At 70.8% G+C, this 21,345-nt stretch carries 20 protein-coding genes, 2 pseudogenes and 1 riboswitch; of the genes and pseudogenes, 17 read left to right on the forward strand and 5 right to left on the reverse strand.

Annotated features, from left to right (window positions below):
- Nucleotides 1–94 precede the first annotated feature (94 nt).
- The 7 genes from AB0M73_RS30920 (at nucleotide 95) to AB0M73_RS30950 (ending at nucleotide 6,932) form a co-directional block, all read left to right on the forward strand.
- Nucleotides 95–604 (forward strand): DUF4863 family protein, encoded by a 510-nt coding sequence (locus AB0M73_RS30920; RefSeq protein ID WP_363897825.1) that lies wholly within the window; start codon nucleotides 95–97, stop codon nucleotides 602–604.
- Nucleotides 605–611: 7 nt separating this feature from the next.
- Nucleotides 612–1,307, forward strand: coding sequence for a nitroreductase (locus AB0M73_RS30925; protein ID WP_043715740.1), 696 nt, complete (start codon nucleotides 612–614; stop codon nucleotides 1,305–1,307).
- On the forward strand, nucleotides 1,304–2,155 hold the full coding sequence (locus AB0M73_RS30930; RefSeq protein ID WP_363897828.1) for an AraC family transcriptional regulator: 852 nt from the start codon (nucleotides 1,304–1,306) through the stop codon (nucleotides 2,153–2,155). The genes AB0M73_RS30925 and AB0M73_RS30930 overlap by 4 nt, the downstream gene beginning before the upstream one ends.
- Nucleotides 2,156–2,232: 77 nt before the next feature.
- A complete protein-coding gene (locus AB0M73_RS30935) occupies nucleotides 2,233–2,721 on the forward strand; it encodes a (2Fe-2S)-binding protein (RefSeq protein ID WP_043715739.1) in 489 nt (162 codons plus the stop codon).
- On the forward strand, nucleotides 2,718–3,716 hold the full coding sequence (locus tag AB0M73_RS30940) for a xanthine dehydrogenase family protein subunit M (RefSeq protein ID WP_363897832.1): 999 nt from the start codon (nucleotides 2,718–2,720) through the stop codon (nucleotides 3,714–3,716). Before AB0M73_RS30935 ends, AB0M73_RS30940 begins: the two co-directional genes overlap by 4 nt.
- Nucleotides 3,713–5,863: a xanthine dehydrogenase family protein molybdopterin-binding subunit gene (locus AB0M73_RS30945; RefSeq protein WP_363897835.1), complete on the forward strand. Its 2,151-nt coding sequence runs from the start codon at nucleotides 3,713–3,715 to the stop codon at nucleotides 5,861–5,863. The genes AB0M73_RS30940 and AB0M73_RS30945 overlap by 4 nt, the downstream gene beginning before the upstream one ends.
- 40 nt (nucleotides 5,864–5,903) lie before the next feature.
- Nucleotides 5,904–6,932, forward strand: a complete 1,029-nt coding sequence (locus AB0M73_RS30950; RefSeq protein WP_363897838.1) for a hypothetical protein — start codon at nucleotides 5,904–5,906, stop codon at nucleotides 6,930–6,932.
- On the opposite strand, the gene AB0M73_RS30955 is transcribed toward AB0M73_RS30950, so the two are convergent.
- The 3 genes from AB0M73_RS30955 to AB0M73_RS30965 all read right to left on the reverse strand — a co-directional run bounded on the left by AB0M73_RS30955 (nucleotide 6,933) and on the right by AB0M73_RS30965 (nucleotide 8,200).
- Nucleotides 6,933–7,253 (reverse strand): nitroreductase family protein, encoded by a 321-nt coding sequence (locus AB0M73_RS30955; protein WP_363897840.1) that lies wholly within the window; start codon nucleotides 7,251–7,253, stop codon nucleotides 6,933–6,935.
- A 129-nt stretch (nucleotides 7,254–7,382) separates the two neighbouring features.
- Nucleotides 7,383–7,586, reverse strand: coding sequence for a nitroreductase family protein (locus tag AB0M73_RS30960; protein ID WP_363897843.1), 204 nt, complete (start codon nucleotides 7,584–7,586; stop codon nucleotides 7,383–7,385).
- 2 nt (nucleotides 7,587–7,588) lie between these two features.
- Nucleotides 7,589–8,200, reverse strand: coding sequence for a TetR/AcrR family transcriptional regulator (locus AB0M73_RS30965; RefSeq protein ID WP_363897846.1), 612 nt, complete (start codon nucleotides 8,198–8,200; stop codon nucleotides 7,589–7,591).
- A 136-nt stretch (nucleotides 8,201–8,336) separates the two neighbouring features.
- On the opposite strand from AB0M73_RS30965, the pseudogene AB0M73_RS30970 reads away from it, so the two are divergent.
- Both AB0M73_RS30970 and AB0M73_RS30975 read left to right on the forward strand, forming a co-directional pair.
- Nucleotides 8,337–8,384, forward strand: a pseudogene (locus tag AB0M73_RS30970) (hypothetical protein); the annotation flags it as partial.
- A gap of 134 nt (nucleotides 8,385–8,518) precedes the next feature.
- A pseudogene (locus AB0M73_RS30975) lies at nucleotides 8,519–8,899 on the forward strand (cupin domain-containing protein); the annotation flags it as partial.
- Here AB0M73_RS30975 and AB0M73_RS30980 read toward each other — a convergent pair.
- Nucleotides 8,872–9,903, reverse strand: coding sequence for a methyltransferase domain-containing protein (locus AB0M73_RS30980; protein WP_363897849.1), 1,032 nt, complete (start codon nucleotides 9,901–9,903; stop codon nucleotides 8,872–8,874). The pseudogene AB0M73_RS30975 and the gene AB0M73_RS30980 sit on opposite strands and share 28 nt — an antisense overlap.
- A 128-nt stretch (nucleotides 9,904–10,031) precedes the next feature.
- Here AB0M73_RS30980 and AB0M73_RS30985 point away from each other — a divergent pair, with 128 nt between their 5' ends.
- The gene (locus tag AB0M73_RS30985) at nucleotides 10,032–10,850 is read left to right on the forward strand and encodes a serine protease (RefSeq protein ID WP_363897851.1); all 819 of its coding nucleotides are present in this window, start codon (nucleotides 10,032–10,034) and stop codon (nucleotides 10,848–10,850) included.
- On the opposite strand, the gene AB0M73_RS30990 is transcribed toward AB0M73_RS30985, so the two are convergent.
- Nucleotides 10,841–13,429 (reverse strand): discoidin domain-containing protein, encoded by a 2,589-nt coding sequence (locus tag AB0M73_RS30990; RefSeq protein WP_363897854.1) that lies wholly within the window; start codon nucleotides 13,427–13,429, stop codon nucleotides 10,841–10,843. The genes AB0M73_RS30985 and AB0M73_RS30990 overlap by 10 nt on opposite strands.
- 815 nt (nucleotides 13,430–14,244) lie before the next feature.
- On the opposite strand from AB0M73_RS30990, the gene AB0M73_RS30995 reads away from it, so the two are divergent.
- The 7 genes from AB0M73_RS30995 (at nucleotide 14,245) to gcvP (ending at nucleotide 21,295) form a co-directional block, all read left to right on the forward strand.
- Nucleotides 14,245–14,415, forward strand: a complete 171-nt coding sequence (locus tag AB0M73_RS30995; protein WP_363897857.1) for a hypothetical protein — start codon at nucleotides 14,245–14,247, stop codon at nucleotides 14,413–14,415.
- A 113-nt stretch (nucleotides 14,416–14,528) separates the two neighbouring features.
- Entirely contained in the window at nucleotides 14,529–14,993 is a 465-nt protein-coding gene (gene garA / locus AB0M73_RS31000) for a glycogen accumulation regulator GarA (RefSeq protein ID WP_043715726.1), read from the forward strand.
- Nucleotides 14,990–15,697 (forward strand): MerR family transcriptional regulator, encoded by a 708-nt coding sequence (locus tag AB0M73_RS31005; protein WP_363897861.1) that lies wholly within the window; start codon nucleotides 14,990–14,992, stop codon nucleotides 15,695–15,697. Before garA ends, AB0M73_RS31005 begins: the two co-directional genes overlap by 4 nt.
- A gap of 124 nt (nucleotides 15,698–15,821) precedes the next feature.
- Nucleotides 15,822–16,295, forward strand: coding sequence for a bifunctional nuclease family protein (locus AB0M73_RS31010; protein WP_043715722.1), 474 nt, complete (start codon nucleotides 15,822–15,824; stop codon nucleotides 16,293–16,295).
- A 235-nt stretch (nucleotides 16,296–16,530) separates the two neighbouring features.
- Entirely contained in the window at nucleotides 16,531–17,244 is a 714-nt protein-coding gene (locus tag AB0M73_RS31015; RefSeq protein WP_363897865.1) for a peptidylprolyl isomerase, read from the forward strand.
- Nucleotides 17,245–17,508: 264 nt separating this feature from the next.
- On the forward strand, nucleotides 17,509–18,075 hold the full coding sequence (locus AB0M73_RS31020; protein ID WP_363897868.1) for a MerR family transcriptional regulator: 567 nt from the start codon (nucleotides 17,509–17,511) through the stop codon (nucleotides 18,073–18,075).
- A 76-nt stretch (nucleotides 18,076–18,151) separates the two neighbouring features.
- A riboswitch (glycine riboswitch) is annotated at nucleotides 18,152–18,244 on the forward strand.
- Nucleotides 18,245–18,403: 159 nt separating this feature from the next.
- Nucleotides 18,404–21,295, forward strand: coding sequence for an aminomethyl-transferring glycine dehydrogenase (gene gcvP, locus AB0M73_RS31025; protein ID WP_363897871.1), 2,892 nt, complete (start codon nucleotides 18,404–18,406; stop codon nucleotides 21,293–21,295).
- The last annotated feature ends 50 nt before the right edge of the window (nucleotides 21,296–21,345 follow it).

Consider the following 21,345-nt stretch of genomic DNA (forward strand, 5'->3'; position numbering starts at 1 on the left):
GTCGGGACCCGGCCGCGTCCGGTTACATTACAACTGTTGACTGTAACCTAACTGGCCCCTACCGTGAGGTGCATCCCACGGCGAGGAGGCAGACGTGACTACCGCGCAGGAGTTGGTCGACCGCAGCATCCCGTTCCTGGACGAGGTGAAGAACCGCACGGCCGGCGGCAAGCTGGAGACCTGGCTCAACGAGACCCACGGCCCGGGCACCGCCCTCTACGACGACCTGGCCCGCATGATCACCGACGGCGTGCGCGAGGGCTGGGCGGCCAACATCGAGGTGGACGGCCGGCACTACCGCCGCAGCCGCATCGCCGACCCGGCCGACGCGCTGAACTACTTCAGCATCACGGCGGTGTACATGGACAGCGTCGAGCCGTTCCGCGGCCAGTACCACCAGCATCCGTACGGCGAGCTGAACCTGGTCGTGCCGCTGACCCCGGGCGCGGAGCTGATGGGGCCGCGCGGCTGGCAGGGCCCGGGCTGGACCGCGCCGGGGCCGGGCAGCCACCACTACCCGGAGGTCCGCGGCGGGGCGCTGATCGCGCTGTTCTACCTGCCCGCCGGGCGTATCTCCTACGACATCACGCCGCCGGCCGCCTGAGTCCACAGTGGACGTCGCGGAGGCGTTGGCCCGCAGGAGAAGCTGCCGCGGCTACCTGCCGACGGCGGTGCCGGGGGAGGTGGTCGAGCGGGTGCTGGCCCTGGCCTCCCGGTCGGCCAGCAACTCGAACTCCCAGCCGTGGCAGGTCCACGTGGTCACCGGCGCGGCCAAACGCCGGCTGACCGAGGACCTGCTCGCGGCGTACGACACGAACGAACGCGGCCGGGACTACGACTACCAGCCACCGGCGGAGGACTGGCCGGAGCCGTTCCGCGGCCGGCGGCGGGACTTCGGCGACCGGCTGTACGGCGGGGCGCTCGGCATCGGCCGCGAGGACGGGGACCGGCGGGCGGCGCACCACCGCCGCAACTACGACTTCTTCGGGGCGCCGGTCGGCATGATCCTCACCGTCAGCCGGCGCCCGCGGCAGGGAGCTCTGGTCGACGCCGGCCTGTTTCTCCAGTCGCTGATGCTGGCCGCTCGGGCCGAGGGCCTCGACACCTGCGCGCAGGCCTCGCTGATCGACTTCTCCGCGGTGCTGCGGCGGAATCTGCGGATACCCGACGAGCAACTGATCGTGTGCGGACTGTCGCTCGGTTACGGCGACCGCGACCATTTGACCGCACGTTGCCGCACCGCGCGGCTACCCCTGTCCTCTTTCGTCACGTTTCACGACGGCGAGGATGAATACTGCGGTGCATGAACGCCGAGCACGCCCGTCGAAGACGAGACGACTGGCCGGAAGTCGGCTGGACGTCGCTGCGAGTGGTGCAGTTCGACAACGCCGAGCAGGCCGAGCTGCACCTGCCGCCCAGCGGCTGTCAGTCCATCGTGCTGGTCAACAAGGGCCTCAGCCGGATCGAGTCCCGGCACGGATCCACCTGGCGGGGCGCGGAGTACGGCCCCGGCATGATCGGCCTGACCGCGCCGGGCCAGCCGACCGACATCCGCTGGTGCGGGTCGGAACGGAGCTTCACCACGCATGTCGAGCTTCCTTCGGCCCTCATCGACCGCACCTGCGTGGAGTTGTGGGGCCGGGACGCGTCCCGGCTCGGGCGGCCTGACGCGTTGGCGGTCCAGGATCCCGTGCTGTCGTCGGTGATCGACGCGCTGTGCGTGGCCGCCCGGGCCGGGGTCGACGAGTTCTACGCCGAGTCGGCGGCCACGTTCCTCGCGGTGCACCTGCTCACCATGCACGCCGCCGCCCCGCCGCCGCGCGAGGCCGGCCGGGAGGATCACCGGGTGCGGCGGGCCGCGCGGTTCATCCGCGACAACCACTCGCAGCCCTTGACACTGGCCGAGATGGCGGCCGTGGCCGACCTGAGCCCGTTCCACTTCCTGCGCCTGTTCAAGGCGGTCACCGGCCAGACGCCGTACCGCTTCCTGACCAAGGTCCGGGTCGAACGGGCCCGGCGGCACCTGACCCGGCCCGAGCCGTCCATCACGGACATCGCCCACCTGTGCGGCTTCGCGTCGCCGTCCCGGCTGACGGCCGCGTTCCGCAGCGAGACCGGGCTGTCGCCGTCCGAGTTCCGGGCGGCATCGTTGTAGCGGGCGTCGCAATAATTGCCTGTTGACACCGCAATCAGCGGAATGCGCCCGCCGGATCCGGAACCTACCGTGACGACGTGTCCACGAACGACGTACCCGCCACCACGGTCGACGTGACCTGCACCGTCAACGGCGAACCCGTCCAGCTGCGGCTGGATCCCCGGGAGTCGCTGCTGGACGTGCTGCGCGAACGACTTGCCCTCACCGGCACCAAGAAGGGCTGCGACCAGGGCCACTGCGGCGCCTGCACGGTGCACCTCGACGGCCGACGCGTGGTGTCCTGCCTGACGCCGGCCGTGCAGGTCGACGGCCTCCAGGTGCACACCATCGAGAGCGTCACCGGCCCGGACGGCGAGCTGCACCCGTTGCAGCAGGCCTTCGTCGACAACGACGCCCTCCAGTGCGGCTACTGCACGCCCGGGCAGATCATGTCCGGCCTCGCCTGCATCGCCGAGGGGCACACCGCCGACGACGACGAGATTCGCGAGTACCTCAGCGGAAACGTGTGCCGCTGCGGTGCTTATGTCGGGATCGTCGCCGCCGTCCGACAGGCGGCCCAGCGATGAAACCCTTCGCCTACACCGCGCCCTCCAGCGTCGACGCCGTCGTCGAGGCGCTGCGGGTGGCCCAGCCGGGAACCAAGATCCTGGCCGGCGGAACCACCCTGTACGACTTGATGAAGCTCGGGGTGGAGGCGCCGTCGGCGGTGATCGACGTGCACCGGCTGCCCGAGCTGACCGGCATCTCGGTCACGGACTCGGAGGTGGTCCTCGGGGCCGGCGTGCGGATGGCCGACGTCTCCGACCACCCCGTGATCCGGCCGTCCTACACGGCTCTGGCCGAGTCGATCTGGCGGGCCGCGTCGCAGCAGCTCCGCAACATGGCGACCCTGGGCGGAAACCTGTTGCAGCGCACCCGATGCGGCTACTTCCGTGACGCCGACATGCCGTGCAACAAGCGGAATCCCGGCAGCGGCTGCGCCGCCATGGAGGGCGTCGACCGGCCGCACGCGCTGCTGGGCGCGAGTTCCCTGTGCAGTGCAACGTATGCCGGCGACTTCGCCATCGCGCTGCTGGCCTTCGACGCCGTTGTGGACGTCGTCGGGCCGCGTGGCGAGCGGTCCATCCCGCTGGCCGAGCTGCACGTCGAACCGGGGGAGGACCCTCGGCGTGAGCACGTGCTCGACATCGACGAGCTGATCGTCCGCATCCGGGTGCCGCTGACCGAAGCCGGCCGGGGCTCGACCTACCTGAAGATCCGCGACCGCGAGTCCTACGCCTTCGCGCTGGCCTCGGCGGCGGTCGGGCTGGTGATCGACGGCTCCGGCATCGTCACCGAGAGCCGGATCGCGCTCGGCGGCGTGGCCACCCGCCCGTGGCGTGCGGTCGAGGCGGAGCAGTCCCTGCTGGGGCAGCCGCTGACCGCGGCGGCCGCGCGGCGCGCCGGCGAGATCGCGTTCGCGGCGGCACGTCCGGGCCGTACCAACGAATTCCGTATCGAGCTGGGCATTCGCACGGTCGCCGACGCCGTGCGCACCGCCGGGGAGCGAGCCGTCCGATGAGGGTCGACGCGTACGACAAGGTCACCGGGAAAGCGCTCTACGGGGCCGACCGCGTGCTGCCGGGCATGGCCTTCGCCGCCCTGGCGCTGGCCAAGATCGGCCGGGGGCGGGTGTCCGGTGTGGACACCAGCGCCGCGTTGGCGGTGCCGGGCGTGCTGTTGGTGGAGACGAAGTTCGATCTCGCCGGCCCCGGCTTCGTGATGGGCGGCGGCTTCGGTTTCCAGAGCCTGCAACCGATGACCGACGACCACATCGCCTACCGCGGCCAGCCGATCGCGATCGTGGTCGCGGAGACCCCGGTCGCCGCGACCGAGGCCGCCGAGGCGATCACCGCCGAGTACGAGCAGGAGCCCTTCGCCCTGCACCTCGACTCCGAGGGCGCCACCACGCTCGTGCAGGAGGAGGCCATTCCCCTGCCGTTCCTGGCCGACATCAAGGTCGGCGACGCGGACGCGGTGATCGACAACAGCGCTGTGCAGATCGACGCCACCTACGAGCACCCGCCGCAGCACGCCGTGCCGATGGAGCTCAACGGCGGCGTCGTGCAGTGGCAGGGAGACCGGCTGATCGTGCACGAGGGCACCCAGAACGCCAACGCCTTGCGCTTCGGGCTGGCCCAGCAGCTGGGCATCGACCCCGAGCTGATCGAGGTCCATTCGCCGTATGTCGGCGGCGGATTCGGGCAGAAGAACTCCCTGTTGGTCCACATCGGACCGTTGGCTGTGGTGTCGCGGCGGCTGGGGCGGCCGGTCAAGCTCGTGCTGGCCCGCACCCAGACCTTCCACAACGGCAGCTTCCGGCCGGCCAGCAAGCAACGGATCCGGCTCGGCGCGGACGAGTCCGGCAAGATCCTGGCCGTCGTGCACGAGGTCGACCAGCAGACGTCCCGGCACGACCTGTTCATCGCGATGCACAACGAGACCTCCAGCCGGCTGTACGGGTATTCCGCATTCCGCGGCCGGCAGCGACTGGTGCAGACCGACATGCAGACCCCGGGCTACATGCGGGCGCCGTTCGAGAGCCCGTCCATGTTCGCCATCGAGCAGGCGGTCGACGAGTTGGCCTACAAGGTCGGCCGGGATCCCGTGGACCTGCGGCTGGCCAACGACACCGACACCGATCCGGTCACCGGCCTGCCGTTCTCCAGCCGCCACGTCGCCGACTGCCTGCGCCGGGGCGCGGAGCTGTTCGGCTGGTCCGGGCGCAATCCCGAGCCCGGTTCGATGCGGGCCGAGGACGGTTCGCTCGTCGGTTGGGGCGTGGCCATCGGCAACTACCCCGGCAGCATCGTCGCCGCCAACGCGACGCTCACCGCGTCGGCCGACGGCCGCGTCGCCGTCGCCGTCGACGGACATGAGATGGGGCAAGGGATCCGGTCCGCGGTGGCCCTGCTCGTCGCCCGGGATCTCGGGATTCCGGTGGCCGACGTGACCGTGCAGGTCGGTGACACCACCGTCGGCACGCAGCACCTCACCGCCGGTTCCTGGGGCACCGCAACGGCTCTTCCGGCCGTCCACTCGGGACTCCAGGAGCTGCGCAAGCACCTCAACGTCGCGGACACCGGTGACGTCGATGTCGCCTCGGCCGTGGCCGACACCGGGCACGCCGTCCAGGTGTCGGTCGGATCCCTCGGGCCCGGGCAGACCGCCGATGCCTTGGCCCAGACCAACACCGGCCACCTGGCCATCTCCGGCCCGGTGTTCCCCGGCTTCGTCACCTTCAGCTGGATCGCGCACTTCGTCGAGGTCCACGTCGAGCCGACCACCTGCCGCATCCGGGTTCCCCGTGTCGTCAGCGTGGCCGACTGCGGCCGGGTCGCCAGCCCCGTCACCGCCGCCAGCCAGGTCCGCGGCGGCGTGATCTGGGGCATCGGCGCCGCGCTGCGGGAGGAGAGCATGGTCGACGACCGCGTCGGGGGCTTCCTCAACACCACGTTGGAGGAGTACCCGGTCATGGTCAACGCCGATGTGCACCGCATCGACGTCGACTTCATCGACAAGCCCGACTACCAGTTCAACCCCGTGGGCGTGAAGGGCCTCGGCGAGGTCTCCATGGTCGGCGCCGCCGCGGCCGTGGCCAATGCCGTGCACCACGCCACCGGTCGCCGGCACCACCGACTGCCCATCCGGATTGAGCATGTCCTCTGAGACAACGGGTTCCGAGGTCTCAGGAGCTGATCGTCCCGCGGTGAGCGCCCCGGACGCGATGAGTCCGGCGGCGCTCGCCGAGGCACGGCGGGACCAGCCTCGGCGCGGGTTGCTGGGCCTGCTGTTCGTCGTGCCGGCGTCGGTGCTGTTGGCCGTCGGCTGGGGTGGGCCGGTGCACTCGCTCACGGTGCTCGGGCCCTTGTTGACGTTCGCGCTGCCAATTGTCGCGGTCATCGCCTTCTGGTGGCAGGACTGGCCCGGCTCGCTGCTGACCGGCGGCTGGTCCGGGCTCGGCGACACCGTGATCGTCGCCGTCGGCGGGGTGCTGCTGACCGTCCTCGGCCAGGCCCTGCTGCAAGACGTTGACCTGCAAGGGATTTTCTCCCCCGGACCAGGCCATCCCTCGGTGGCCTCGACCGTTCCGCTGGCCGTCGGCATCTTCGGGCTCATCCTCCAGTTGACGCTGGTCGGCGAGTGCTGGCCGCTGCGTTCCCTGGCCCGGGTTCCCTCCGGTGTCGCCGCTCTGGCGCTGTGCTGGGTAGTCGGCCTCGTCCTCTACGGCGCCCTGGTCCGCACCGGCTTGATGACCGGCGAGGCCTATGCCAGCTGGTTCGCCGCCCTCGGCATGTGGCAGATGGTCTGGTACGTCGCCCTGCGCGGCTGGCCCTTCGCCCGCATCCCTCAGCGGGGCGTGCGGTTGGTGACCGCGCACCTCGCCGTCATCGCGTGCGGCTGGTTGACCTACCTGTTCGCCGTCCACGCCCTCGGCTGGGAGACCGGCCGCGTCGCCGAGGTCTCCGGCTCCGCCATCGGCGCCATTCTCGTGGTCGCTATGCTTTTCGAGGCCTGGCCGGCCATCCGCCTCGCCGAGGTCCCCGGCCGCACCCTCGCCCTGATCCTGGTGGCCGTGCTGACCTCCGTGCTCTCGTCGGCGCTGCCCATCGTGGCCGGCTGGATCGGCGTGCCCGACGCACAGGCCCTGAGCTGGTCCACGCACGCCACCCTGAACGCCCTGAGCCTGGCCGTGATCCTGCACGTGGCCGTCTGGCGGCGCTGGCTGGCCGACTAGTCATGGCCAGAGTGGCTCGGGGATTTCCGGTGTGTACGGACGATCCCAGTGATTGCGGCTGCTGACCTCGTGCACGGGACGGCGGTTGGCGGCGACGCCCCAGCGGCCGAGGGGATAGCCGAGGGCGAGCATGGCGGTCATCTCCCACCCCTGGGCGGCGGGCACGCCGAGGAGCTTGAACACTTCATCGGCCTTGTACCGCAAGACGGTGGTGATGGTGCCGCCGACGCCCTCGGCACGAGCGGCCAGCAGGGCGCTCCAGATGGCGGGGTAGATGTTGGCGCCGCCGTGGTCGTCGATGGCGAACACGAACAGCAGCAAGGGAATCTGCTCGAAGTGCTCGGTGAAGTAGCCGCCGGACTTCTTGATCCGGCCCAGCGTCTCGGCATGCTCGACGGGATCGTGCAGGGTCCGGGCCAGGGCGCCGGCGTTGATCTCGGCGTACTCGAGCTAGCGGGCGGCGCGGTACAGGGACGCGAGTTCGGCCTTGAGGGCCGGATCGTCCACGGCGAGGAAGTGCCAGCGCTGGGTGTTGCCGCCGTTGGGGGCGCGGATGGCGGCGTCGAGGATGCGGCCCTGCACCTCGACCGGCACGGGGTCCGCTCGCATCCGGCGCATCATCCGGGTGGTGTACAGGGCCTCGTGCACGTCCATGGTCACTCCCGCTCGGCGGCGACGGCCGGCCACAGCACGGCCACCACGCGCTCGGCGAGCTCCTTGGTCGGCTCCCCGCGGTAGAACGCGGCGAAGTAGCTGCCGAAGCACATGATCGCGATGGTGTGAGCGTCGATGCCGGCACGGGCGGCCCCACGCTCCTGGAGCTGCCCCAGCACGTCCTCCAGCATCGCCACGCGAGGCTCGACGGCATGGGTGCGCAGGATGTCCAGCAGCTCCGGCGTGCGGATGGCCTCGCCGGCGAAGTTGCCCATGAGCACCATGGCGTCCGGGTTGAAGTAGGCGGGGTCGAGTCGGCGTACGGCCTCGACCAGCGCCTCCCGCGGTTCGAGCTGGGACAGGTCGACGGTGTACATGTCGCGCTGGCGGCGGAAGCCGTAGTCGAGCGCGTCCACCACCAGGTCGAACTTGGTGGCCCAGCGGCGGTACAGCGTCGGCCGGGTGACGCCGGCGTCGGCCGCGATGTCGCCGATGGTCATCCGCGAGTAGCCGTCCCGCACCAGCCGGTCCCGGGTGGCCAGGATGATGGCCTCGTCGATGGCCGCGTCCCTCGGCCTGCCCCCGAGATTGCGGTCCTCCTGCGCTTTCGGCATGGCCCCACCGTACCGGATAAGTTACAGCTGTTGGTTGTAACCATGGTCGACTTCAGTTACGGTCATCATCTGTAACGGAACCTGTATCGAAACCTCGGCTGGAGGCGGCGCGGTGGTCAAGCACTGGTTCGACTTCATGTGCCCGTTCTGTTACATCGCCCAGGACCGCAACAAGATCCTGGCGCGGCACGGGATCGAGGTCGTGCACCTGCCGTACCAGATCCACCCGGAGATCCCGGAGAGGGGTCTCCGGGCCGCTGGAGAGCCGCGACAGCGGCACCGTCGCCATCGTCGAGCACCCGTTCGCCGTCGGCACCATCACCCGCTCCGCACCGGCACACCCGTGAAGACGAGCATTCCTTCGTGCTGGCGGGCGAGATCGGCTTCCGCTCCGACGACACCGAGGTCGTGCTCGGCCCCGGCGGCTTCATCACCAAGCCCCGCGGCCAGATGCACGCCATGTGGAATGCCGCCGACCGTCCCGGCCGCATCCTCGAGGTCATCGCCCCCGGCGGCTTCGAGACCTACTTCCGCGACCTGGCCGAGCTCCTCGCCTCCGTCACCCCGCCGCCCGGCACCGCGCTGCACGAGACCCCCGAGTTCGCCGACCTGGCCTCCAGCTACGGCCTCACCTACGGCAACCCCGAGTGGCTCGACGACATCGTCGCCCGCTACGGCCTCACCCCGCCCAACCACTGACCCTGGTTCGCGGGCCTGCTCACGATCACCATCCGGCCGAAGCCCGTGGTGGCGATGCGATCCAGCACAAAACCGGCGGCCACGGCCTCGGCGGCCAGATCCTCGGCGCTCGGGCCGAAACGGGTCTCCAGGCCGTGGGCGATCAGGCGGCGGACCGTCCACGCGGGGCGGTCCTCGGCGCTGGGCACGGCCTCCATCTCCTGGATGAACAGCTTGCCGCCGGGCTTGAGCGCCCGCAGGATCATGGCCAGCGTCGCGGGCCGGATGGCGGCCGGGAAGAACGGCTGGGCCCAGAAGGCGGCCATGAACTCGTCGCGTTCCGGCACGTCACGGGCGTCCAGGCGGCGGATGTCGACCCGGTCGGACACGCCCAGCTCCGCGGCCCGGCGCACGGCCTCGGCGGCGACCGCGGGCACGAGCTCGACGGCGACGCCCCGCATCTCAGGGATGGTGCTGGCCATCGTCAGGCTGGCGCAGGCCACGCCGCAGCCGACGTCCAGCATCCGCCCGGACCGAACCTGCGCCGGCAGCTCGGGCAACTGCTCGAACAGCTGCCCGTACACCGCCTTGGTCACCTCGGTGACATGGCCGCCGACGGCGTTGGCCACCACCAGGGCCTCGTCCTCGGTCAGCGCCAGCGGCCCCGGCTGCTCGACCACGGCCCGGACCTGCCGGACCTCCATCTCGATCTGCGCCAGCTTGTCGTCCAGCGGGATCCAGGCGCCGTCCGCCACCACGGCCGCGAACGCGGCGGCCAGCCAGGTCCTGCCGCCGTCCCGCTCGACGACGCCGTTGGCCGCCAACGCGTCCAGCACGTCCGACACGCGGGCGGCCGGCAGGCCGGAGAACTCGGCCAGCTCGTCGGCCGTCCGCGGCTCCAGCAGGAACGTGGTCCAGCCCTTCTCGTGCACGGCCGTGAGCAGGCCCAGCAGCTGCGCCCCGGCGCGCATCTCCTCCAGCCGCTGCCGGGCCTGCATCGCCAGTGCTACCGCTTCCTGAGTCACCGCAGTGCCTTTCGCCCGTGGACCGTTCGTCCACAATGTACGCACTGAAGCGTTCTTCAGCTCGCTTCAGCAACCGTTCAGGTCGTCCCGCGCATGATCGCCGCAGCACCTGGACGAAGGGAAGCCGTATGAGGAAACGAAGCACCGTCTTTGCCCTGATGGTCGCCGCCGCGGCCACCGTGGCCCTCGCGACGCCGGCCGCGGCCATCGTGGGCGGCGCGGACGCCACCCAGACCTACGGCTTCATGGCCTCTATGCAGGACAAGGCCGGCGCCCACCAGTGCGGGGCCTCGCTGATCGCCGCGCAGTGGCTCGTCACGGCCGGGCACTGCGTCACCGACGCCGAAACCCTCGGAGTCGAGGATCCTTCGCAGTACCAGTTCCGGATCGGCTCCCTCGACCGCACCCGGGGCGGCGAACTGGTCGTGGCCGACCTGTTCATCCGGCACGAGGGCTGGGACAACTCCCTGCACAACGACATCGCCCTCGTGCACCTCACCAAGCCCGTCCACGCGCGCCCCATCGCCATCGGCGCCGCCCCGTCTACCGGCACGAAGATCCGGGAACTGGGCTGGGGCAGCACCTGCCCGCATCACGGCTGCGACAGTCCGGTGAGGCTGCAACAACTCGACATCACCACCGCGCCGGCCGCGGACTGCACCTTGCCCGACTTCAACGCGACCCGACAACTGTGCAGCGACAACAAGGGAGGCACCGTCAATGCCTGTTACGGCGATTCGGGCGGCCCCGCCGTGGCGTCGGCCTACGGCCGGTGGCTGCTCGTCGGCGCGGCCAGCCACGGGCAGAGCGACCCGTGCGTGGCCATGGCCGGCATCTTCACCAGCGTCCCCTTTTACGCCGATTGGATCGCCGCGCACACCGAGCAGCGAACGCCGACCGCCCTGCCCGCCATGACGGGCAGGGCAGCCGGCTCAGGTCACGGGTAGTCCGTCACCGTGGAGGGGACGGTGGCCGTGCCGACGGTCGGCGGGCCGACGTCGTTGATCACGTGGTTGAACTCGCCGTCGCCGGCCAGAGAGACGACGGACAGGTCGTGCATGCGGACGCCGGGCGTGACGGGGACCTCGAAGCCGTGGTCCTGTCGGATGGAGGTGTCGGCGGTGTAGTTGCAGTAGCTGCCAAGCCCCCACGCCTCGTGGCTGGTGACGGAGTTCTCCACCTTGTACGCCGCGAAGCCGAGCGTGGCGCCGTTCTGCACGGAGGCCTGGTTCGGCGCGTCGTAGGCCTTCTCGTTCTGGAAGAACAGGGTGCGGCCGCCGTTGCCGAACCAGTCCACGTCGTACTTCTTGAAGTGCTCGCTGAACAGGCCGGTGGCGAGAACGTTGTTGCCGCGCACGACAAGGCCGTAGTCGGCGGGGTTGTCGTTCCAGCCGACGCCGTCGCCGTGGTCGGCCCGCCACAGCCAGGTGTGGTCGATGACCGTGTCGTTGCTGTCGACCTCCATCGCCGTGCCCGCGGCGGCCCGGCCGGCGCCGCCGATGCGCACGTAGACGTCCTGGATGACGGTGGGGTCGTTGGCGTGGCCGACATTCGAGCCCGGGGCGCCGATCTGGATCATCTGCGGCGATGACACCGGGCCGGCGTCGAGCAGCAGGCCGGCGACGCGGACGCCGTCGACATCGGCGACCTTGAGCGGGACCACGCCGTTGTCCGGCACGACGGTGGCCTCGCCGAGGCCGAGCACGACGGTGTCCGGCCGGGTGACGTTGATCGTCTGGTCGACGTGGTAGATGCCCGGCGTGAACAGCAGGTTCAGGCCCTGGGCCAGCGCGGCGTTGATGGTCGCCGCGGTCGCGCCGGCCTTGACGACGTAGAAGCGGCTCAACGGGATCGAGGTGCCGGGTGTGTGGCCGTTGGCCCAGGACACGCCGCGCGCGTTGGTGCGCTTGGCCGGCACGAACACCGAGTAGTTGCCGGTGCCGTCGAGGTACAGGTACGGCTTCTCGATCGACTCGGGGGTGGTGTCCAGCGTGGTGTAGGTCGGGTTCGGGAAGCCCTGCGCGGGCGCGCCCTGCACACCGGAGAACACCTGGTTCCACACGCCGTTGCTCCAGCCGCCGATCGCGCTGTCCCGGGTGTAGAACTGCTGCTGCGCGTAGTTGCCGACCTGGCCGGAGATCCGGCTGTCGGCGATGTAGCCGCCGCTGGCCCAGCCGTAGCTGGCCGAGTCGAGGTTCAGCCCGCCACGCACGTCCATGCGCCGGAACGGGGCCGCCTGGGCGACCGCCCACCGGTCCGTGCCACTGACCGGGTTCAGGGCCATGTTCTCCGCTGAGCGCCAGAAGTTCAGGGTGGCGTTGCCGGCGTTCCAGCCCGCGTCGACGGTGATGTCGCCGTTGATCAGGACGTCGTCCGGGTCCTGGCCGAGGCCGGAGATGGAGGTGTAGAAGCCGATCTGGGCGTTGAGGCCGCTGTACGTGCCGGGCTTGAGCAGGATCTGGTAGCGCCCGGCGCCGAACTGGGCCCGTTCCTGCTGCTGGAAGACGGCGTCGAGCTGGCCCTGGAGGTTGGGCGTCGACGGGTCGAAGACCAGCACGTTCGGGCCGAGGTCGCCGCCGCCCTGCACCGGTGGCGTCGATCCGCCGCTCGTGTGCACCTGGAGTTCCCAGAGGGAGTAGCCGTAGCCCGTGCCGCGCTGCGTGCCGGTGAGCCGGAGGTAGCGGGCATTCCCGGCCACGGTCAGGGTTTCCGTGCCGCCGGCGCCGGTGGTCGTCGAGTACGCCGTCGTCCAGTTGGTGCCGTCGTTGGACAGCGCTATCTGGTACGCCTTCGCGTACGCCGTTTCCCACTGGAGCACGACCTGGCACACGCTCATCGCCGCGCCGAGGTCGACCTGGATCCACTGCGGGTCCGTGGCCGCGCTCGACCACCGGGTGCTGGCGTCGCCGTCCACTGCCGCCGACGCCGGCGTGCCGCCGTTCTCCTGGCTCGACGCCGTCGCCGCGTGGCCCTTGGCCGCGTTGTCCGTGCCGCAGTTCGACCCCGAGCCGCCGGTGTCGCCGTAGACCTGGAACTCGAACACCGAGTAGCCGTAGCCCATGGCCCGCTGCGTGCCGGTCAGCCGGACGTACCGGGCATTCCCGGCCACCGCCAGCGTTTCCGTGCCACCCGCGCCCGTGGTCGTCGAGTACGCCGTGGTCCAAGCGTTTCCGTCTTGGGAGAGCGCTATCTCGTACGCCTTGGCGTACGCCGCCTCCCACTTCACCACCACCTGGCCGACCGCGTGCACCGCCCCCAGGTCGACCTGAAGCCACTGCGGGTCCGTGGCCGCGCTCGACCACCGGGTGGTGGCGTCGCCGTCGACTGCCGCCGACGCCGGCGTGCCGCCGTTCTCCTGGCTCGACGCCGTCGCCGCCTTGCCCTGCGACAGCAGCGTCGATGCGGCCTGCCCTCGGCCCGCCGACGCCACCAGCGTCAGGCCGACCAATAAGGACAGGATCACGGCGGCCACGGACAGGTTGGCTGCGGTGCGGCGGTGTGGTCCCGACCGCGCTGACACGTGCATGGGTCGCTCCTGGGGCTGGGGGACAGGGCTGGGCAACAGGACTGAGCCGGAGCGCCCGGCGGACTCCGAACACGCACGACCCCGCCCGGGTCGGCTGCCGCGCGGCCCCGCCCTGGTCAGGGCCGGTGCCGCGCTGACCCGATCCCTGGTCAGGACGGTCACCGCACGGCCCCGATCTGGACAGGACGATGGCGGCGCAATCCCGACCGTGGTCGGGGTCGTTGCCGCGCAGTCCCGACCCTGGTCAGGGTCTTTGCCGAGCAGTTCCGACCTGGTCAGGACCGTCGCCGCGTGAACCGGCCCCCGGTCAGGACCGTTGCTGCTCGGATCTGACCCCGGCCGTTGCTGCTCGGATCTGGCCCGGGCCGTCGCTGCTCGGATCCGGCTCGGTCGGAGCCGTTGCCGTGCGGAGCGGGCCTGGACCGAACCCTTCCCGTGTGGAGCCGACCTGGACTGGATCGTCGCCGTGCGGACGCGGCCCGGGAGGGGCTGCGGCGTGCTCGGAGAGCGCTCTCCCAAAGCATGGTCCACGGCGTTCGCGGCGGTGTCAATGGGGTCGTGGAGACGCCGATAAACCGGCATTCCCGGCAAAAGAGCCGTAGGCGGAGAGCGCTCTCCGAGGATGGTTCCGGCAGGTGGGACTCGACTGCTCCGAACGGGCGGTGGCGGGAACACTCTCGGTGTTGTTCCTTCGCCTCCGTTTGATCACGATCCAGGTACGGTGGGCACCCACGGCGGCGGTCCGACGGCGGCGGGTGACATCCTCGTCGGTGCGGCCGGCGCGGCGATGACCAGGAAGAAGGAAGGCTCGGCAGGTGGTTCCACTGGACCTCAGACACACCCGTGAGCGCGAGCGGGCGCTGGTGACGACACCGGGCACGGTGCGCGTCGGCGGCGCCGATCACGCCGGGCGGCCCGGGGACGGGATGCTCGCCCGGCAGCCGCGCACGCCGTCCGACCACACGGAACTCACGGAGCAGGGCTGATGTCGATCTTCCAGAGGCTCTTCGGCTGGTTGGGGAGCCGCCAGGGGCGCGGTCAGTCCAGCACGGTAGGTTTGAGCGGTCCCGAAGGATCCACCAGCAGGAGGCGAGCTCAGGTGAGCACGAACGACGGGCCCGGTGTTCCGCCGGAGCAGTCCCCGGAGCGGACCACCGTCTTCCGGGCGGACTTCCTCACCGACGCCGAGGGCGTCGGGGCCCCTGTCCAGGAGCCGGCGGTCGCCGGCGTCGACGCACTGCCGGCCGGGTCCGCCCTGCTGGTGGTCAAGCGCGGCCCCAACGCCGGTTCGCGCTTCCTGCTCGACCAGGACACCACGAGCGCGGGTCGGCACCCCGACAGCGACATCTTCCTCGACGACGTCACCGTCTCCCGCCGGCACGCCGAGTTCCGGCGTGAGGGCGGCGAGTTCGTGGTGATCGACGTCGGCAGCCTGAACGGCACCTACGTCAATCGCGAGCCGGTCGACCAGGCCGTGCTGGCCAACGGCGACGAGGTGCAGATCGGCAAGTTCCGCCTGGTGTTCCTCACCGGCCCGGGATCCGGGGGCCAGGGGGGCCAGTGACGTCGGCCGGGCGGCCACAGCGCGAGGGTCTGAGCATCGGGACGGTGCTGGCGCAGCTGCGCCCCGAGTTCCCGGACGTGACCATCTCCAAGATTCGGTTCCTCGAGTCGGAGGGCCTGCTGCGCCCGGCGCGCACGCCGTCGGGCTATCGGCAGTTCACCCAGGCCGACGTGGACCGGCTCCGCTATGTGCTGGCCGCCCAGCGCGATCACTACCTGCCGCTCAAGGTGATCAAGGAACAGCTCGACGCGGCGTCCGACCCCGACCAGCCGGCTCGCGCCCTGGTCGGGGTCGATCGCTTACCCACGCCTGAGGACTTCGCCGCCGGCCACGAGGTGCGGATGACCCGTGAGGAACTCTTCGCCGAGACCGGCATCGATCAGCGGCTGCTGACCGAGTTGGAGAACTACGGCCTGGTCCGGTCCGGCGCGGCCGGCTTCTACGACCAGGACTCGATGCTGGTCGCGCGGATCGTGGTGGCCATGGGGGAATTCGGCATCGAACCCCGCCACCTGCGCGCCTTCAAGGTGTCGGCCGACCGCGAGGTGGGGCTGCTGCACCAGATCGTCGGCCCGATGTACCGGCAGCGCGATCCCGACGCGCGGGAGCGGGCCGACGAGATCGTCCGGGAACTGGCGTCGCTCTCGGTTGCGCTCCATACACTTCTGGTCAAGACCGAACTGCGCGGCATGGCCGGCGGGTGATCTTGACAACGCGCCCGCCCGCAAGCGTCGTGCCCGCATGGCGGGTAGCGTTGTAGGAGTCCGTGGGGGATCCTCGTACGTGCGGGGACGCCGAGGTTCAGCCCGCTGAGGGAGGCGATACCCGATGAGCGAGATGCGCGTCGTCGGAGTTCGGGTCGAGCTGCCCGCGAACAGCCCGATCCTGTTGCTGCGTGAAACCGATGGTGACCGCTATCTGCCGATCTGGATCGGGAACGCGGAAGCGACGGCCATCGCCATCGAGCAGCAGGGTGTGCGGCCGGCCCGGCCGCTGACCCATGACCTGCTCAAAGAGGTGATCGCCGCCCTCGGCCGGGAGCTGACCCAGGTCCGCATCACCGACCTGCAGGAAGGCACCTATTTCGCCGAGCTCGTGTTCGACGGCGGCATCAAGGTGTCCGCCCGCCCGAGCGACTCGGTCGCCCTCGCGCTGCGCGCGGGTGTGCCCATCCACGCCGAGGAATCCGTGCTGGCCGAGGCCGGCCTCGTCATCCCGGACGAGCAGGAGGACGAGGTCGAGAAGTTCCGCGAGTTCCTGGACTCGGTGTCGCCCGAGGACTTCCGCGGAGCGGAACAGTAGGGCACAGTCGCGGAGCGGAACAGTGACATTGCCGCGCGTTCCGCGCGGGGCTCGGCCGCTCTGATCCGGTGCCTCCTCGCGCTGTTGCCGGCGCCGTCGCGGCGCGACATGACTTCATGCAGGGAAGGACGCCTTACCCTCGTTCAACGCGGGTAAGGCGTCCTTCCCTGCATTGGGGTGGGGAACCGACTTTCGTAGGCGGCGGGGTCACGGGCCAGCCTCTAGGGTGTCGGGGATGATCTCCAGTCGGGTCTTCGCGATTGCCGCGTCCGCCGCCGTCCTGTGCCTGTCCGGGATGGTCTCGGCCAGCGCCGCGCCCTCCGTCAACACGCTCGATGTGCCGGCCAAGCCCAAGGCTGCGTCGACGGCCAAGGCCGCCGCCGACAATCCGGCTTGTGTGTACACGAAGGCGGTGCCGGCCGACAGATTCAAGGGCCTGCCGACCTTCGACCCGGCCCAGGCGGCCAAGCCGTACACCGCCCACCTGATCACCGACCAGGGCCTGATCACCTTCCAGGCGCTCACGGACAAGGCGCCGTGCACGACCAACTCGTTCCGCTTCCTCAGCGAACACCACTACTACGATCTCACGCACTGTCACCGCCTGGTCACCCAGCGGATCTTCGTGCTCCAGTGCGGCGACCCCACCGGCACCGGCAGCGGCGGCCCGGGCTACTCGTTCCCGGACGAGAACCTGACCGGCGCCACCTACCCGGCCGGCACGGTGGCGATGGCCAACGCGGGCCCGAGCACCAACGGCTCCCAGTTCTTCTTCTGCACCGAGGACACGAAGCTGTCGCCGAACTACACCCCGTTCGGGCGGGTCACGGGCGGCCAGGACGTGCTGCGCAAGATCGCCGCCGGCGGCGAGGACGACCAGAACAACACCGGCGACGGCTTCCCGAATCTGCCGGTCGACATCCTGCATGTGCAGGTCGCTGGTCGATAGGCTCTTTGCGCCGTCAGACACTTACCGTCAATGCTGTCCTCGGTTCAGTGACACGCAGTCGTCACCGTGACGACCGCCTCCACATGACGGTTTCGCGTACCCGCGCGTCGCGTTGACCCGTCCCATGGGCGGACTTACCGTCAGAGGGGAGTCGGTCGTGACGGTGTGAACCCCCATCGTTGCGACCTTGTGACCGACGGTTCCCCGGACGGAGGACCGTCGGTTCCGGTCGCCGGTCGTCAGGCCGGTCGAGGGGAGGCTGTCGTGGTGGAGGGTGCGCCCGCCGGGTCCGGCGCCGGCGAACAGGGTGCCCTGTTCCCGGACGCTTCGGCGCCCGACGAGCTCGTCGGCTACCGGGGACCCGCCGCGTGCCAGATCGCCGGCATCACCTACCGGCAGCTGGACTACTGGGCCCGCACCGAGCTGGTCGCGCCGTCGATCCGCAGCGCGCAGGGCTCGGGCAGCCAGCGCCTGTACTCGTTCAAGGACCTGCTGGTCCTCAAGGTGGTCAAGCGCCTGCTGGACACCGGCGTCTCGCTGCACAACATCAGGGTGGCGGTGGAGCACCTCCGCCGGCGCGGGGTGGCCGACCTGGCCCGGATCACGCTGTTCAGCGACGGCACAACCGTGTACGAGTGCACCTCGCCGGAAGAGGTCGTCGACCTGCTCCAGGGCGGCCAGGGCGTGTTCGGCATCGCCGTCAGCGGGGCCATGCGGGAGATCAGCGGCACCATCCACGAGTTCCAGGCGGAGCGCGCGGACGGCCTGGAGCTGGAGCCGCAGGGCGGCGACGAGCTCACCCAGCGCCGGCAGGCCCGCCGCACCGGCTGAACGTGATCGAGATGACACGCGGTGGTCAAGGCTGGGGTCCGTAGCCCGGCCGGGGTAAACTCGCGCCTGTAGTCGCACATCCCGTGCGGGAGAGCCCGGACCCCGGTCCGGCGCCGAAGGAGCAAATCCTCCCCGGAACCTCTCAGGCACCCAGGACCGCACGGGACAGACGCCTCTGGAAAGAGGACGCGGGGCCTCCTCGCGTCCCGCCGACGGTGCAAGCCCGCGCGTGCGCGGGTGAAGCTCTCAGGTGCCCGTCACGGGCGGGGACAGAGGGGGAGGGCAAACGGCCCGCGCCCGTATGCCCGACGCCCCGGAGGCACGACGCATGACGACTGACCGCATTCCCCTTGCCGCGCTCGAGCACGGCACGCCCTTCGCGGACCGCCACGTCGGTCCCCGTGCCGCCGAGCTGGGCAAGATCCTGGACGTCGTCGGCGTCGGCTCGCTGGAGGAGCTGGCCCAGCGCGCGGTGCCGTCGGCCATCCGCAGCGACGCCCTGACGCTGAGCCTGCCCGCCCCGGCCACCGAGGTCGAGGCGCTGGCCGAGCTGCGCGCCCTGGCCGACCGCAACCGGCCCATGACCCAGATGATCGGGCTGGGCTACTACGGCACGGTCACCCCGGGCGTCATCCTGCGCAACGTGCTGGAGAGCCCGGCCTGGTACACCGCCTACACGCCGTACCAGCCGGAGATCTCCCAGGGCCGCCTGGAGGCCCTGCTCAACTTCCAGACCATGGTCGGCGACCTGACCGGGCTGCCGGTGGCCAACGCGTCGATGCTGGACGAGTCGACCGCGGCCGCCGAGGCGATGACGCTGGTCCGCCGGGCCGGCAAGTCCAGGTCGACCAAGTTCGTGGTCGACGCGGACACGCTGCCGCAGACCATCGCCGTGATCGAGACGCGGGCCGAGCCGCTGGGCATCGAGATCGTCGTGGCCGACCTGTCCCAGGGCATCGAGGGCCTCGGCCTCGGCGGCGACTTCTTCGGCGTGCTGCTGTCCTACCCGGGCGCCTCCGGCGTGATCCGCGACCACGAGTCCGTGATCGCCGAGGTGCACGCGGCCGGTGCGGCCGCGGTGGTGGCGGCCGACCTGCTGGCCCTCACGCTGCTGCGCGCGCCCGGCGAGATCGGCGCGGACGTCGTCGTCGGCACCACGCAGCGGTTCGGCGTGCCGATGGGCTTCGGCGGCCCGCACGCCGGCTACATGGCCGTCCGCAAGGGCTTCGAGCGGCAGCTGCCGGGCCGCCTGGTCGGCGTGAGCGAGGACGCCGACGGCAACCGCGCCTACCGGCTGGCGCTGCAGACCCGTGAGCAGCACATCCGCCGCGAGAAGGCCACCAGCAACATCTGCACCGCGCAGGTCCTGCTCGCGGTGATCGCCTCGATGTACGCCGTCTACCACGGCCCCGACGGCCTGCGCTCGATCGCCACCCGCGCGCACCGGATGGCCACCGTGCTGGCCGCCGGCCTGTGCGAGGGCGGCGTCGGCGTCGTGCACGGCGAGCTGTTCGACACCGTGCTGGCCGAGGTCCCCGGCACCGCGGCCGAGGTGGTGGCCAAGGCCCGCGAGCTGGGCGTGAACCTGCGCCTGGTCGACGAGAACCACGTCGGCATCGCCTGCGACGAGACCACCACCCGCGAGCACCTTTCCCAGGTGTGGCAGGCATTCGGCGTCACTGTGTCCGATGTGGACGGTCTGGACGCGGACACCGCCGACGGCATTCCGCCGGCCCTGCGCCGCACCAGCGAGTTCCTCACCCACCCGGTGTTCCATCAGCACCGCTCCGAGACCGCGCTGCTGCGCTACCTGCGTGCCCTGTCGGACAAGGACGTCGCGCTGGACCGCAGCATGATCCCGCTGGGCTCGTGCACCATGAAGCTCAACGCCACCACCGAGATGGAGGCCGTCACCTGGCCCGAGTTCTCGGGGCTGCACCCGTTCGCGCCGGCCGAGGACGCGGAGGGTCTGCTGTCCATCGTGACCGACCTGGAGCAGTGGCTGGCCGAGATCACCGGCTACGACGCGGTGTCGCTGCAGCCCAACGCCGGCAGCCAGGGCGAGTTCGCCGGCCTGCTGGCCATCCGGGCCTACCACCGCTCCCAGGGGCACGGCGAGCGGGACGTCTGCCTGATCCCGGCCAGCGCCCACGGCACCAACGCCGCCAGCGCGGTGATGGCCGGCATGCGGGTCGTCGTCGTCAAGTGCGACGAGCAGGGCAACATCGACATGGACCACCTGCGCGCCACGGTCGCGGAGCACAGCGACGACCTGGCCGCGATCATGATCACCTACCCGTCCACGCACGGCGTGTACGAGGACACCGTCGGCGAGGTCTGCGGCCTGGTGCACGACGCCGGCGGCCAGGTGTACGTGGACGGCGCCAACCTGAACGCGCTGATCGGCCTGGCCCAGTACGGCAAGTTCGGCTCGGACGTGTCGCACCTGAACCTGCACAAGACCTTCTGCATCCCGCACGGCGGCGGCGGCCCCGGCGTCGGCCCGATCGGCGTGCGCTCGCACCTCGCGCCGTTCCTGCCCAACCACCCGCTGCAGCCGGCCGCCGGCCCCGAGACCGGCGTCGGCCCGATCAGCGCCGCCCCGTGGGGCAGCGCCTCGATCCTGCCGATCTCCTGGGCGTACGTGCGGATGATGGGCGCCGACGGCCTGCGCCGGGCCACCCTGACCGCCGTCGCGGCGGCCAACTACGTGGCCCGCAGGCTCGACGAGTACTTCCCGGTGCTCTACGTCGGCGAGGGCGGTTTCGTGGCCCACGAGTGCATTCTCGACCTGCGCGGCATCACCAAGGCCACCGGCGTCACCGTGGACGACGTGGCCAAGCGGCTGGCCGACTATGGCCTGCACGCGCCGACCATGTCCTTCCCGGTGGCCGGCACGCTCATGGTGGAGCCGACCGAGAGCGAGGACCTGGCCGAGCTGGATCGCTTCTGCGACGCCATGATCGCGATCCGGCGGGAGATCGACCGGGTCGGCTCGGGCGAGTGGCCGGTGGACGACAACCCGCTGCGCAACGCCCCGCACACCGCGGCCTGCCTGACCGAGCAGGAGTGGAAGCACCCCTACACCCGGCACGAGGCCGTCTTCCCGGCCGGCGCCAACGCGCCCAAGATCTGGCCGCCGGTCCGGCGGATCGACGGCGCCAAGGGCGACCGCAACCTGGTCTGCTCCTGCCCGCCGATGGAGGCCTACCAGAGCTGAGCCCGTTCATGCAGGCAAGGACGCCTTACCCGCGTTGAACGAGGGTAAGG

It is taken from the genome of Kutzneria sp. NPDC051319, assembly GCF_040682195.1.
Lineage (GTDB): Bacteria > Actinomycetota > Actinomycetes > Mycobacteriales > Pseudonocardiaceae > Kutzneria.

Bases quoted from the DNA above. Each gene is read 5' to 3' on its own strand.
- AB0M73_RS30930 (WP_363897828.1), top strand. From the start codon at position 1,304: ATGAACGCCGAGCACGCCCGTCGAAGACGAGACGACTGGCCGGAAGTC.
- AB0M73_RS30940 (WP_363897832.1), top strand. From the start codon at position 2,718: ATGAAACCCTTCGCCTACACCGCGCCCTCCAGCGTCGACGCCGTCGTC.
- AB0M73_RS30945 (WP_363897835.1), top strand. From the start codon at position 3,713: ATGAGGGTCGACGCGTACGACAAGGTCACCGGGAAAGCGCTCTACGGG.
- AB0M73_RS30960 (WP_363897843.1), bottom strand. From the start codon at position 7,586: ATGGACGTGCACGAGGCCCTGTACACCACCCGGATGATGCGCCGGATG.
- AB0M73_RS30965 (WP_363897846.1), bottom strand. From the start codon at position 8,200: ATGCCGAAAGCGCAGGAGGACCGCAATCTCGGGGGCAGGCCGAGGGAC.
- AB0M73_RS30985 (WP_363897851.1), top strand. From the start codon at position 10,032: ATGAGGAAACGAAGCACCGTCTTTGCCCTGATGGTCGCCGCCGCGGCC.
- AB0M73_RS30990 (WP_363897854.1), bottom strand. From the start codon at position 13,429: ATGCACGTGTCAGCGCGGTCGGGACCACACCGCCGCACCGCAGCCAAC.
- AB0M73_RS31010 (WP_043715722.1), top strand. From the start codon at position 15,822: ATGAGCGAGATGCGCGTCGTCGGAGTTCGGGTCGAGCTGCCCGCGAAC.
- AB0M73_RS31015 (WP_363897865.1), top strand. From the start codon at position 16,531: ATGATCTCCAGTCGGGTCTTCGCGATTGCCGCGTCCGCCGCCGTCCTG.
- gcvP (WP_363897871.1), top strand. From the start codon at position 18,404: ATGACGACTGACCGCATTCCCCTTGCCGCGCTCGAGCACGGCACGCCC.